The 12,163-nt window shown below is 67.5% G+C and carries 15 protein-coding genes and 1 pseudogene; 6 read left to right on the top strand and 10 right to left on the bottom strand.

Translation table 11 applies throughout. From position 1 onward, the window contains the following. Positions 1-12: 12 nt before the first annotated feature. The 4 genes from FB390_RS27490 to FB390_RS27475 form a co-directional block, all read right to left on the bottom strand. On the bottom strand, positions 13-1,050 hold the full coding sequence (locus FB390_RS27490; protein WP_141812173.1) for a phosphotransferase family protein: 1,038 nt from the start codon (positions 1,048-1,050) through the stop codon (positions 13-15). After that, the gene (locus tag FB390_RS27485) at positions 1,043-1,822 is read right to left on the bottom strand and encodes an SDR family oxidoreductase (RefSeq protein WP_141812172.1); all 780 of its coding nucleotides are present in this window, start codon (positions 1,820-1,822) and stop codon (positions 1,043-1,045) included. Before FB390_RS27485 ends, FB390_RS27490 begins: the two co-directional genes overlap by 8 nt. Then, entirely contained in the window at positions 1,822-3,063 is a 1,242-nt protein-coding gene (locus tag FB390_RS27480) for an acyl-CoA dehydrogenase family protein (protein ID WP_141812171.1), read from the bottom strand. The genes FB390_RS27485 and FB390_RS27480 overlap by 1 nt, the downstream gene beginning before the upstream one ends. 198 nt (positions 3,064-3,261) lie before the next feature. Beyond that, positions 3,262-3,942, bottom strand: a complete 681-nt coding sequence (locus FB390_RS27475; protein ID WP_246124407.1) for a TetR/AcrR family transcriptional regulator — start codon at positions 3,940-3,942, stop codon at positions 3,262-3,264. Between the two features lie 242 nt (positions 3,943-4,184). Between FB390_RS27475 and FB390_RS27470 the strand changes: the two genes are divergently transcribed. Together FB390_RS27470 and FB390_RS27465 are read left to right on the top strand one after the other, a co-directional pair. Then, positions 4,185-5,186 (top strand): NADP-dependent oxidoreductase, encoded by a 1,002-nt coding sequence (locus FB390_RS27470; RefSeq protein WP_141812170.1) that lies wholly within the window; start codon positions 4,185-4,187, stop codon positions 5,184-5,186. A 70-nt stretch (positions 5,187-5,256) separates the two neighbouring features. Beyond that, positions 5,257-5,547, top strand: a complete 291-nt coding sequence (locus FB390_RS27465; RefSeq protein ID WP_141812169.1) for a YybH family protein — start codon at positions 5,257-5,259, stop codon at positions 5,545-5,547. A 110-nt stretch (positions 5,548-5,657) separates the two neighbouring features. Here the strand turns inward: FB390_RS27465 and FB390_RS27460 are convergent, their stop codons facing one another. Further along, positions 5,658-5,981 carry a DUF1330 domain-containing protein gene (locus tag FB390_RS27460; protein ID WP_141812168.1) on the bottom strand — a complete coding sequence of 108 codons (324 nt, stop codon included), beginning with the start codon at positions 5,979-5,981 and terminating at the stop codon, positions 5,658-5,660. Between the two features lie 133 nt (positions 5,982-6,114). Between FB390_RS27460 and FB390_RS27455 the strand changes: the two genes are divergently transcribed. Then, positions 6,115-6,762 (top strand): TetR/AcrR family transcriptional regulator, encoded by a 648-nt coding sequence (locus FB390_RS27455; protein ID WP_141812167.1) that lies wholly within the window; start codon positions 6,115-6,117, stop codon positions 6,760-6,762. A gap of 19 nt (positions 6,763-6,781) precedes the next feature. Here FB390_RS27455 and FB390_RS27450 read toward each other — a convergent pair whose 3' ends face one another. From FB390_RS27450 to FB390_RS33980, 4 genes and pseudogenes are all read right to left on the bottom strand, one after another. Further along, on the bottom strand, positions 6,782-7,501 hold the full coding sequence (locus tag FB390_RS27450) for an energy-coupling factor ABC transporter ATP-binding protein (RefSeq protein ID WP_141812166.1): 720 nt from the start codon (positions 7,499-7,501) through the stop codon (positions 6,782-6,784). Continuing rightward, on the bottom strand, positions 7,498-8,286 hold the full coding sequence (gene cbiQ / locus FB390_RS27445; RefSeq protein WP_141812165.1) for a cobalt ECF transporter T component CbiQ: 789 nt from the start codon (positions 8,284-8,286) through the stop codon (positions 7,498-7,500). Before cbiQ ends, FB390_RS27450 begins: the two co-directional genes overlap by 4 nt. Then, positions 8,255-8,620: a PDGLE domain-containing protein gene (locus tag FB390_RS33985; protein ID WP_342780465.1), complete on the bottom strand. Its 366-nt coding sequence runs from the start codon at positions 8,618-8,620 to the stop codon at positions 8,255-8,257. Before FB390_RS33985 ends, cbiQ begins: the two co-directional genes overlap by 32 nt. 63 nt (positions 8,621-8,683) lie before the next feature. Then, positions 8,684-9,325 (bottom strand): annotated as a pseudogene (locus FB390_RS33980) (energy-coupling factor ABC transporter permease); the annotation flags it as partial. A 120-nt stretch (positions 9,326-9,445) separates the two neighbouring features. On the opposite strand from FB390_RS33980, the gene FB390_RS27435 reads away from it, so the two are divergent. Next, positions 9,446-9,808 (top strand): ArsR/SmtB family transcription factor, encoded by a 363-nt coding sequence (locus FB390_RS27435; protein ID WP_141812164.1) that lies wholly within the window; start codon positions 9,446-9,448, stop codon positions 9,806-9,808. A gap of 34 nt (positions 9,809-9,842) precedes the next feature. Here FB390_RS27435 and FB390_RS27430 read toward each other — a convergent pair whose 3' ends face one another. After that, entirely contained in the window at positions 9,843-10,667 is an 825-nt protein-coding gene (locus tag FB390_RS27430; RefSeq protein WP_141812163.1) for a class II glutamine amidotransferase, read from the bottom strand. Between the two features lie 724 nt (positions 10,668-11,391). Here FB390_RS27430 and FB390_RS27425 point away from each other — a divergent pair. Next, positions 11,392-11,766, top strand: a complete 375-nt coding sequence (locus FB390_RS27425) for a hypothetical protein (protein ID WP_141812162.1) — start codon at positions 11,392-11,394, stop codon at positions 11,764-11,766. A 110-nt stretch (positions 11,767-11,876) separates the two neighbouring features. Further along, on the top strand, positions 11,877-12,125 hold the full coding sequence (locus tag FB390_RS27420; protein ID WP_141812161.1) for a hypothetical protein: 249 nt from the start codon (positions 11,877-11,879) through the stop codon (positions 12,123-12,125). The last annotated feature ends 38 nt before the right edge of the window (positions 12,126-12,163 follow it).

Raw genomic sequence — 12,163 nt, 5'->3', positions numbered from 1 at the left:
ACGCCGGATCGGTCAAATGCCCGCGGCGTCGGCGATCTCGATCGCCTTGTGCACGATCGCGTCGATGCGCTCGACGGTCGGCGTGCCCGCCGCGGCCTTGTTCTGCGGTTCGTCCATCGCCCGGCGCATCACGCCCTCGGCGATCACGGCCAGCTTCCACAGGCCGAGCACATGCCAGTACCGCAAGGCCGACAGATCGCGTCCGGTTTCGGACAGGTACACCTCGGTGAGCTCGGCCCGGCTCGGGAAACCAGGCAGTGCCGAGGCGGGGAAATCACCGCCGGTGTCCTCCCCCGGTTCGGTCCAGTAGGCGAGCAGGCTGCCCATATCGGCCAGCGGTTCACCCAGCGTGGACAACTCCCAGTCCAAGGCCGCGACGAGCTCACCGGATTCGCGATCGGCGATGATGTTGCGCAGATGGAAATCGCCGTGCACCAGCGTGATCTCGCGCTGTTCCGGTATCGCCGCGACCAGCCTGCGGGTCAGGTCGTCGAGCTCCGGCAGTTCCCTGGTCTTGGACTGCTCCCACTGCCCCGCCCAGCGTTTGAGCTGACGCTGGGCATACGGCTTGTGGCTGGCCAGGTCCGCGAGACCGACCGCGTCGATGTCGACGGCGTGGATCTTCGCGAGTGTGCGCGTCAGCGACAGCGCGATCTCGCGACGGCGCTGCGGTGTCAGCGACCGCGCGATCTCCATCGTGTCGACGACTTGACCGTCGACGAACTCCATCAAGACCAGCGGCACGTCGGAGATGGCCGGATCCTTGGCGACCCCGAGGATGCGCGGCGCGGGCACCGCCGTGTCTTCCAGCGCCGCGATGATCCGCGCCTCGCGCGCGACATCGTGCGCCGAGGCGAGCAGATGACCGAGCGGCGGTCGGCGGAGCACCCACCGCCGGTCGGCGTCGTCGGTGACCAGATAGGTCAGATTGGATTGGCCGAGGCCGATTCTGGTGAAACGCAGCGGCCCGTCGACCTCGATGCCGAGGGAATCGAGCCAACCGGCCACGGCCACCGGATCGACCGCCACGGCGTCGGAAACCTCAGGCACCGGCCAACCCCCCGCGGAACATCGTGGCGTCGCCGAGCCGCTGACCGCCGTCGATCACCATCGTCTCGCCGGTCATCCAGCTCGCGGCGTCGGAGGCGAGGAAGACGATCGCGGAGGCGATGTCCTCCGGCTCGCCGATCCGGTTCAGCGGCGTCTGCTCGTTCAGCAGGTTCTCGTGCTCTTGCCACAGCGCCGCGGCCAGCCGCGTGCGCACCACGCCCGGCGCGACCGAGTTGACCCGGATCTTCGGCGACAGCTCCAGCGCCATCTGCTTGGTCAGGTGGATCAGCGCGGCCTTGCTGGCGTTGTAGAGGCCGAGGTTCGCTTCGAAACCGAGTCCGCCGATGGACGCGGTATTGATCACGCTGCCGCCGTGCTCGCCCATCCACGCGCTGGTGGCCAGCGAGGTCCACATGATCGGGGCCCATAGATTCACGTCGAAGGTCTTGCTGAACCGCGCGTGGTCCTGGCCGATCACCGGGCCGTAGGCGGGATTGGTGCCCGCGTTGTTGACCAGGATGTCGACGCTGCCGAACTTCTCCAGCGTCAGGTCGATGCAGCGCCGCGCCGCGTCCTCGTCGACGGCGTGCGCGGCGACGCCGAGCGCGCTGCCGTCCACCTGCGCGGCCGCGGCGTCCGCGGAGTCCTGCGAGCGGGAGGTGAGCACGACATTGCCGCCCGCGGCGGCGATGGCCTGCGCTGCGGCGAGCCCGATGCCGCGGGAGGCGCCGGTGACGATGGCGGTGCGGCCGCTCAGATCGATGGTGGTCATCAGGCCTTCACTCCATTGCTCGCCGCGGTCTCGACGGTGCGGTACTTGCCCAGCTCCTGCCGGGCGATCGCCCGCTTGTGCACTTCGTCCGGGCCGTCGGCCAGGCGCAGGGTGCGCAGATGCGCCCAGGCCATGGCGAGCGGGAAGTCGTCGGTGACGCCGGCGCCGCCGTGCACCTGGATCGCGCGGTCAACGACTTTCAGCGCGATCCGCGGAGCCGCGACCTTGATCGCCGCGATCTCGGTGCGCGCCTCCTTGTTGCCGACGGTGTCCATCAAGTGCGCGGCCTTCAGGGTCAGCAGCCGGATCATCTCGATCTCGATCCGCGATTCCGCGATCCAGTCCTGGATGTTGGCGTTCTCGCTGATCGGCTTGCCGAAGGTGGTGCGCGAGCGGGCACGCTTGCACATCAGTTCCAGCGCGCGCTCGGCCATGCCGATCGACCGCATGCAGTGGTGGATACGGCCGGGTCCGAGGCGGGCCTGACTGATGGCGAAACCCTCGCCCTCACCTTTGAGCACGTCCTTGGCGGGCACCCTGACGTCGGCGAAATCGATCTCGGCGTGGCCCTCGCGGTCCTGGTAGCCGAAGACCGGCAGGTTGCGCATCACGGTGATGCCGGGCGCGTCGATCGGGACGACCATCATCGACTGCTGACGGTGCGGCGCCGCGTTCGGATCGGTCTTGCCCATCACGATCAGCACCTTGCAGTTCTTGTGCAGCGCGTTGGAGGCGAACCACTTGCGACCGTTCAGGATGTAGTCGCCGCCGTCGCGGACCATCGACAGCTCGACATTGGTCGCGTCCGAGCTGGCCACGCGCGGTTCGGTCATCGCGAACGCCGACGCCATCGTGCCGTCGAGCAGCGGCTTCAAGTACTTCTGCTTGTGCTCGTCGGTGCCGAAGAGGGTCAGTACCTCCATGTTCCCGGTGTCGGGCGCGTTGCAGTTGCACGCCTCCGAGGCGATGTGGCTGCGACCCATGATCTCGGCCAGCGGCGCGTATTCCAGGTTGGTCAGCCCCGGACCCCATTCCGGATGGGGATGGAAGAGATTCCACAGTCCGCGCCGACGGGCCTCGGCTTTGAGCTCCTCCAAGATCGGCGGATGGAAATGCGGATCGCCGGATTCGCGCATCTGCCGTTCGTAGACGGGTTCGGCGGGATAGATGTGCGAATCCATGAAGTCGAGCAGATCCGCCTGGTATTTCAAGGCGCGTTCGGACATGTCGAACAAGGACATCCTGGCTCCTGACGGTAGGACGGGTGTCGGCGATGCGATCGGTGTGATGTCCGGGCGATACCTCGGCACGGCCGAGCCGACGGCGGGGTGACGAGCTGCGATCCATACCCCACCAAAGGATATTCTGAAGTCGGCGTCAATTTCAAATATTGCCGCCGAAAGGGCCCGCTAGCTGCGCATCTCCCGCCTAGGAGGCGGTCAGGAGGAGATGCGCAGAGCGTTGACCCACAGCCGGGTCGCGGTGTCGATCACCTCGTCGAGCGGCGCCCGATCGACCTCGTCCGCACCGGCGACGAAATGGTTGAAGGCGAGTCGGCTGACCATGCCGGACAGAGCTCGCGCCGCCAGCATCGGATCGAGCTCCGCATCGGCGAGCCCCCGCTCTTGCAGGTTCTCGATGCTGCGCGCGTTGCGGACGACGAACGCCTCCGCGCGGTTGCGCCGCAGCCGGGCGAACTCGGGGTCGATATTGGCGACCTGTTCGAGCAGCCCCATCAGTTTCGCGTTGCGCTCGTAGGCCAGGAAGTAGGCGCGGTTGCTCGCGGCGATGATCCGCGCCGGATCGGCGTCCTCTGCCACCCGGGGCATGCCCGGATGCATCATGTCCTCCTGGGCCACTTCCAGCACGGCCGCGAAGATCTCTTCCTTGCTCGCGAAGTAGGTGTAGAAGGTTCCCGACGAGCATTTGGCCGCTTTGGTGATGTCCACCAGCCGCGTTTCCAGGTACCCGTGCCGTTCGAACACCTTCCGCGCGGCCGCTACCAGCGCCGCCCGCGTCCGCAGACCGCGCTGGGTCGTCGGCAACTCCCGCAGCAGCGACGAGCGCGCCATGGACGGTGGCGCGTCATGGTCGTCGACGTCGGTGCCAGGAATAGTCATGTCGCATTTATACGTCCGGCCGATGGCGTTCGTGGCCTCGGGCGGGGATTCCGGACGCTGTCGACGGCCCGCGCGATCCGGCGAGCCCGGCCGGGCCGCCGCGTTTATTGAACCTGACGCCGAATTCAATTACGCTCCGCGAGAGCCGCCACCTGAATCGAGGAAGCCGGGCCGCGCTCGGACTTCGGTCCACTGCCGAACCTCCGGTTTCGACGCCATCACGGAACAGAAAGAGAACACGCATGCCGAAGACACAGCAGGTCCGTCTCGCGCAGCGCCCGACCGGGCTGACCACCGACGACACCTGGAACGTGACGACCGAGGAAACCCCGGCCCTCGCCGACGGGCAGCTGCTGGTCAAGGTCGACTACATCTCCCTCGACCCGGCCATGCGCGGCTGGCTCAACGATGTTCGCTCGTATGTCCCGCCGGTCCGCCTCGGCGAGGTCATGCGCTCGCTCGATATCGCGACCGTCGTCGAATCCACCCACCCGGACTTCGCGGTGGGCGACACCGTGAGCGGCACGTTCGGGGTGACCGAGTACGCCGTCAGCGACGGCCGCGGCGTCCAGCGTGTCGACCTGAACGTCGCACCCGGACCCACCTGGCTCGGCGCACTCGGAATGCCGGGGATGACGGCGTATTTCGGCCTGCTGGAGGTCGGGAAGTTGCAGGCCGGGGAGACGGTGGTGGTCTCAGCGGCGGCCGGAGCCGTCGGCAGCGTCGTCGGTCAGATCGCGAAAGCGAAAGGCGCGCACGTCATCGGCATCGCCGGTGGTCCCGAGAAGTGCAGGATGCTCACCGAGGAGCTCGGCTTCGACGCGGCCATCGACTATCGCAACGAATCGGTGCTGAGCCGGTTGCGGGAAGTCGCGCCGAAGGGCATCGATATCTACTTCGACAATGTCGGTGGCGAGATCCTCGATGCGGCGCTGGCCAACTTGCGCCGCGGCGCGCGGGTGGTGCTGTGCGGTGCGATCTCGGCGTACAACGACGAGACGCTCGCGCCCGGGCCGTCGCGCTACATGTCCCTGCTGGTCTTCCGCGCGTCCATGACCGGGTTCGTCGTGTTCGACTACGCCGACCGCTACGGCGAGGCCGTCCAGCAGATCGGGCAATGGCTGGCCGAGGGCAAGGTGAAGAGCCGTGAGCACGTCGTCGAGGGTGGGGTCGCGCGCTTCGGCGAGACATTGAACATGTTGTTCACCGGCGCGAACCACGGAAAGCTCGTGCTCTCGGTCTGATTCGGCCGACGGCGCGTCCCGCTCACGCCTGTTCGAACGCTACTTCGACACCGTTGATCTCGACGGCTCGATGTCGCTAATACGAGCCTGCGGCACTGCTCTTTCCGCGGGCGACCGGCGATCCGGTACCGCGGCGATCCGGAACGCGCTCGGCGGCATGATCGGCTCCGGTGCGCGGATCGAGTTGCGGACGCGCCAGGTGCACGTGGTGGGCGAACTGGCGCTGATCTCCAACGATGCCACCGTGTCGGGCGTGCGACCCGACGGCGACCCGGTGATCTCCAGTTCCACCGAGGTCGCCCGGCGCGGCCGCGACGGGTCTTGGCGGTACGTGCTGGACGACCCGTACTTCTCGCTGTGATCCATGGGAGGCGCCTCATGACCACATACGGAATCCTCGTTTTCGACGATGCCGAGGAACTCGACTTCGCCGGTCCCTGGGGCGGCCCGAGCCACCCGCCCAGCCCCGAATCAGCACTCGCCCGGGATCACTCCGTCGGCGATGACCATGCGCGCGTCGATCGAGATCTTCCTGATCGCCGCGGCCTGTCCGTATTCCGCTGATCCGCGCCACCTTTCGAGGCACGCGCGGTCGGGGAATTCGATGACGGTGAGGACCCTGCCGTCAGGCCAGTCGCCCTCCACCGCGACAGGCGAGGCGCCGCGCACGAGGTACCGGCCACCGTATCGATCGATCGACGCCTGCGCGACGGCTCGGTATTCGTCCGCACGCCCGTCGGCGCCTCCGCTTTCCACGACCAAGTCTTCGGCGTCGACGATCAAGTAGGCGGCCATAACGACTCCTATCGGTTACTAGATTGCACTGATGAGTGCAGATTAGCGATCAAGACGGTGCACCTCAAACCGGCACGACTATCCAAGTGCACTACCCAGTGCAGTCAGTGGTCCACGCAGGTACACTCCCGAAGTGCCCGAAGCAAACGTCTCGACGCCGCGAAATCCCACCCGCGGACGCATCGACAAGCGGCAGGCGATCTTGGATGCGGCGTTCTCGGTCTTCGCCCGCGAGGGTTACGCACAGTCCTCGGTGGATGCGATCGCGGCCGAGGCGCGAGTCGCCAAACACACGATCTACAACCACTTCGGCGACAAGGCGAGCCTGTTCCGCGCGGTCCTCGTCGCCGATGCGGAGCTCTCGGTCGCGAACAATCTGGCCGCGGTGGACCAGTTGCGCGATCCCGACGACGACATCGGCGCCAGCTTACGGGCGGCGGGATTGCGTCTGGCGCAATGCTATTGCGACGAGCGTTCCACGTCGTTGCGCCGACTGCTGCACGCCGAGATCGTCCAGTTTCCCGATCTGCTGGACATCGTCCGGGGACGCGCGATGGATCGGGTGAACGATGCCCTCGCGGATCGCCTGGCCCGCCTCTCGCTCGCGGGCCGCCTCGACATCGGCGACCCGGCCGAGGCCGCCGAGCAGTTCACGGCGCTCCTCACCGGCCCGTTGGAGATCCGATCCCATTTCGGTACGCGCCGCGTTCCCGATGCCGAGCTCGAGGCGGTGAGCGAGGCGGCGGTGCGCACCTTCTTGCGGGCATTCGGCGTCGCGTAACAGCTCACGGAAACTGGCCTCAGCTCAGGCGGTGCTCGGCGAGAAGGGCAGTGTCCCGGAGGATTTCGTCGATCGGTCCGTCCGCGACGATTCGGCCCGCGTCGAGGATCACGGCGCGTTCGCAGACGCGCTGGGCGTAGGGCAGGTCGTGGGTCACCATCAGGATGGTTGTGGGCAGGGTCAGGAGAATGTCGGCGAGTTCGCGGCGGGCGACCGGGTCGAGGTTCGCGGCGGGCTCGTCGAGCACGAGCACCTCCGGTCGGCACGCGAGGACGGTGGCCAACGCGGCGCGACGGCGTTCGCCGACCGAGAGGTGTGTCGGGGTGCGATCGGCCCGGTCGGTCATGCCGACGGCCGCGAGGGCGTCGCGAACATCCTCGGCGAGGCGTTCGCCCCGGACACCGAAATTCGCCGGGCCGAAGGCGACGTCCTGTTCGACGGTCGGCATGAACAGCTGGTCGTCGGGGTCCTGGAAGACTACGCCCACGCGTTGGCGGATGGCACGAACAGTGGTGCGGTCCAAGCGTGTTCCGCCGATGCGCACCTCCCCCGATGCCGCGGTGAGGACACCGTTCAGGTGCAGCATCAGGGTGGATTTTCCGGCGCCGTTGGGGCCGAGGACGGCCACCCGCTCCCCGGTCGCGATGTCGAGATTCACGCCGTGCAGTGCGCCGGTTCCGTCGGGATAGGCGAAAGTCAGGTCGACCAGGCGCACCGCGGGTGTCGTCGGCTCGGTCACCGGACCGCCCACGCGCTCAGGCAGACACAGATCGCGCCGATCGCCGGCAGCAAACCGAACAGCCACTGCGCCCGGGTTGCCGGCTGATGCCCGAAATCGACCGCGCTGCCGTCGAATCCGCGCGACACCATCGCCAGATGTACGCGTTCCCCCCGTTCGTAGGACCGCAGAAACAAGTGGCCCGCGCCGCGGGCGGTCGCACCGGCTTGACGCAGTGTGCGCGGGTCGTCGCCGCGCGAGATTCGGGCTACCCGCATCCGCGCCGCCTCGTCCACGAGCACATCCACGTACCGAAGCATGAGCACTACGATCATGACGATCACGCCCGGCACGCGCAGCCTGGCCAGCCCGGCGGGCAACTGGCCGACGCTCGTTGTCGCGGCCAGGGTCAGCGATATACCCACGCCGAGCGTTCCTTTGGCGACGATTCCCCACGCGGCATACAGACCGTTCGTCGACAGCGAAAGCCCCGCGAATACCGTTCTCGGTTCGCCCGCGGCGAATGGCAACAGTATCGCCAACACGACGAACGGCGCTTCGATCAGCAGGCGCGGCGCGATCCACCGTAGCGGGACACCGATCCACGACCACACCGCGACGAGGCCCAAGGCGTAGCAACCGAACGGCCAGAACAATTCTCGCGGTGTCGCGACGACGGCGAAGATCGCGCCAACCGCGCAGACGATCTTCACTTCGACCGGCGTCCGATGGGCGGGCGAATTCCCCGGCAGATACAGCCAGTGACCGCTCACCTCAGGCCGTCTCCGACCCGGCGATCGCGGCATCTCCTGCCGCCGCAGCGGTCCGGTCTTTCCGTCCCGCCCGGATCGTGCGAAGCAGAGCGAACAGCGCGGCGAACGCGGCGGCGACACCGAGAACGCCTGCGATACCGGTCAATTCCTCGTTGCCACCGATCGTGTAGTCCGCGAGCGGAGAGTTCGCGAGCCGATGTTCTTCGGCGCTCCGAGCGATGCATTCGCCGTGCAGTTCTTCGGCGCCGCCGACTTCGACCACCGTGCAGCCGCGTTGGGTTGTGGCATCGAGGCCGTCCGGCTGCGAACTGGCCACGTACGACAGCGCGCCCGCGGTGATCACCGCGACCGCCGCGAACGTCCACAGGAATCCGGTCGTCGAGAGTCTGGCGCGGAGCGGCGTCGTGGCGGTTCGGCGTCGACCGATGACGCGGAACAGGTAGACGAGATCGGGTCGCGCCTTCACCACGGCGACAACGGTGATCGCGGTGATGATTCCCTCTCCGACACCGATCAGCGCGTGCGTGATCGACATGTATCCCGCGACGGCCCCGACGGTCGATCCCGCCGCACCGCCGATCGCGTACTCGGCGACGAAACCCATTGCGGCGGCGACGGTTGCGACAAGTGCGGATGTGAAGGCGGTGACAGCGATCCCGGAATCGGCTCGGTCGACCAGCATCGGCAGGATCAGGCGTGCGACCGCGTATCCCACCGCGACGCCGATCAGCGCCATATTGGTGATGTTGGCGCCCAACGCGCTCAGTCCGCCATCGGCGAAAAGCAGCGCCTGGACGACGAGCACGATCGCCACGCACAGCGCCCCGACGTACGGTCCGACCAGGATCGCGGCGAGCGCTCCGCCGAGTAGATGCCCGCTCACGCCCGGCAGGATCGGAAAGTTGACCATCTGCACCGCGAAGATGAACGCGGCCACCAGACCCGCCATGGGAGCGGCACGTTCGTCGAGCTCGGCGCGCGCCCGCCAGGCGGCGAAACCTGTTCCCGCGACGGCGATCAGAGCGAAGACCAACGAAGTGGGAGCGTCGACGATGCCGTCACTCATGTGCATGGCCACTGTGTAATCGCTCACCTCCCAAGACGATACGCTCGATACCTGCGCATGTGAACACATGTGAAGTCATGGGCCGGGAGACTGGCCCTGCGCACCCGCGACCGGCAGAGTGGAGACGTGGCAGTCAGTCTTCCGCTGGATCCCGATCACGCCAGCCGCGCCGCATCGGGATTGGATATCGTCGGCATCGACCAGTGGGCCGATCGTTTCGACCTGCTCTCCGATGCGCATCGGCTCCGGCTCCTGGTATGCCTGCACCACGCGCCCGATATCAGCGTCAGCGATCTCGCCGCCGCGGTGGGGAAGTCCGGAACCGCTGTCTCCCAAGCACTTCGGCTACTTCGCCAGCAGGGCTGGGTGACCAGCACCAAGGACGGGCGCATCGTCCGATACCGCCTCGCCGACGACACGATCCACGAGTTGCTGCATTGGATCGGAGCCACCCACGCCGCGGACACGGTTTCGTCCGAGACGTCGTGAGCGCCGCGCTGGTCGTTTCGGTGCGACGGCGGGATCAGCGCACCGGCGCCAAGGGCTGGAACGGCCGGATCTCGTCTTCGCCCGGCCGGATTAGACCGGCGTGCGACTCGGGGACCTCGTTCCACGCACCTTCGAGGTCGCGGAGCGGTTCGGAGACCACGAACCGGGTCTCCTCGCCCAACCGGTGCAGCACTTCCACCTCCGGGTGCAGGGCGCGGATCTTCTCCACGGCGGTCGAGAAGAACAGCGACCGGGTCCGGCCCTCGCTCGAGTACCGGAAGACCCACACCGAGGCGCCGTCCGTGGTCGCGACCGTCATCTGCACCGGGTTCTCGACGCCGTGGCGGGCGCCGACGTCCTCGACCAGCCCGACCGCCCGCGCGACCGCGGCGAACGGATCCTCGGTGAGGCCGAAGGTCAGCGCGAGGAAGAAGAGGGTCTCGGAGTCCGTGGAGCCTTCGATGGCGCGGTAGAGACTCGGGTCGACGGCCATCGCGAGGTCGCGCTTGACCTCGGAGAAGCCCCGCAGTGCGCCGTTGTGCATCCACAGCCAGTTGCCGTACCGGAAGGGGTGGCAGTTGCTGCGCTGGACCGGGGTGCCCGTCGACGCGCGCACATGCGCGAACAGCAGCGGCGTGCGGATCTGCCGGGACATCTCCTGGAGATTTCGCTCGTTCCACGCGGGTTCGGTGCATTTGAACACCGCGGGTGTGGGGCCCTCGCCGTACCACCCGATGCCGAAGCCGTCACCGTTCGTGGTGGTCGCGCCCATGCGCGAGTGCAGGCTCTGGTCGATCAGGGAGTGGACAGGCCGGAACAGCAGGTCCTCGATGAGGATCGGATCGCCGGAGTATGCCATCCACCTGCACACCTCTTCATTCAAGTCCCGGAACGCCGCGCGTGTGTCGATTTTCGGGAATTCACCCTCCCGCGCGGGGAGCCTTCCAACGTCGGGAACCGCGGCGGAGGGGGTCGCGTTTGCGCGAGCGAGTTCTGACTTTTTCGTCATTACCCGCATCGACGTGCAGCAGCACCTGATCCCGCCCGGCTACCGCGAGGCGCTCCTTACCCACGGAATCGACGCACCGGGTGGGCGTGAGCTGCCCGAATGGACGCCGGAGACGGCGTTGCGGTCGATGTCGGCGACAGGCATCGCGTCCGCCATCCTGTCGGTGTCGACTCCCGGTACCGCGTTTCTGACGGATCCCGCCGAAGCCGCGGAGCTCGCTCGCGCGGTCAACGACTACGCCGCGAAGCTCAGCGCCGATCACCCCGACCGCTTCGGCTTCTTCGCACGGTGCCGATGCCCGATGTGGCGGCGGCCGCCTACGGCAACGCGCCTTCCGCACCACCGCCCGCGCCGCGAGCTGAGCCCCCGCTCAGTGGCGCGGCGGCTCGCCGCACCGATGCCGGTGTCCTCGACGTCCAGGCGTTTCGCCCCGCGCTGCTCGGCGGACGGGTGCACAGTCGGCCGATCGGGCCGGGGCGGTCGGCCGCAGGCGCTACTGCAAGAAGTTCTTCAGCGTTTACCAGGTGCTGGCGTCGTAACGTCCACGGTGCCAACGCAATCTGGGGAGGTCGTCGTGAAGAAGCTGTTGTGTGTGCTCGCCTTGTTCGCCGCCGTCGTGGTCGCCGTGGCGGGGACGGCGCAGGCGAAGTCGTATCGGGTGGTGGGGAAATGCAAGGGGGACGTGGCCGGGTACGGGTGGTTCGAGGCCGACACCGATCTGGAGGTCGAGTTCGACGACGGGGAAATCGACCGCGAATACAGCTACCTCTACTTCTACGGATTCCTGACCGATGTGGACAACCAGTCGGCCCGGATCACCTGGGACGACAAGCACATCGTCTACCGCGAGGGCCGCTACGACGTGGCGGTGCCCTACATCTCGGGTGCCGGTCTGTGGTTCAAGGACACCAGCCGCAAGAACCGCTGGATCAAGCTCTGCGACTACTGAGCCGCCGACGATGCTGTCAGCCGGTTGTCGGTGGGCTGTCAGCGGTGCGCGTCATCGTCTTTCTTGTCAGCCGGAACACGGGCTCCGGCACCAACAGGAGGAGAAGGACAATGTCGCAGAACACGCTGTCGGATCTGGTCGCCGCTCGCATGGAGACCGCTCGCGCGAAGGCGGATCGGCGGATGGCGGCGGCCGAGGCGGCGCAGGTGCGGGCCGGGCTGCGGATCGAGGAGGCGAACGGGTTCGTTCGGCCGAGCAAGGAGGAGCTCCAGCAGGTGTGGGCGGAGGCGCGGGCGCTCGGCAAGCAGATGGCCGACGAGCTGAAGGCGCGCGGAGTCGCGGTGAAGGCCGGGCGATAGCCGGGGGCGGCGGGATCGGGTGGTCGTCCACGCCGATC

It is taken from the genome of Nocardia bhagyanarayanae (genome assembly GCF_006716565.1).
Taxonomy (GTDB): Bacteria; Actinomycetota; Actinomycetes; order Mycobacteriales; family Mycobacteriaceae; genus Nocardia; species Nocardia bhagyanarayanae.
This window is presented reverse-complemented; position numbering and strand designations above follow the sequence as displayed.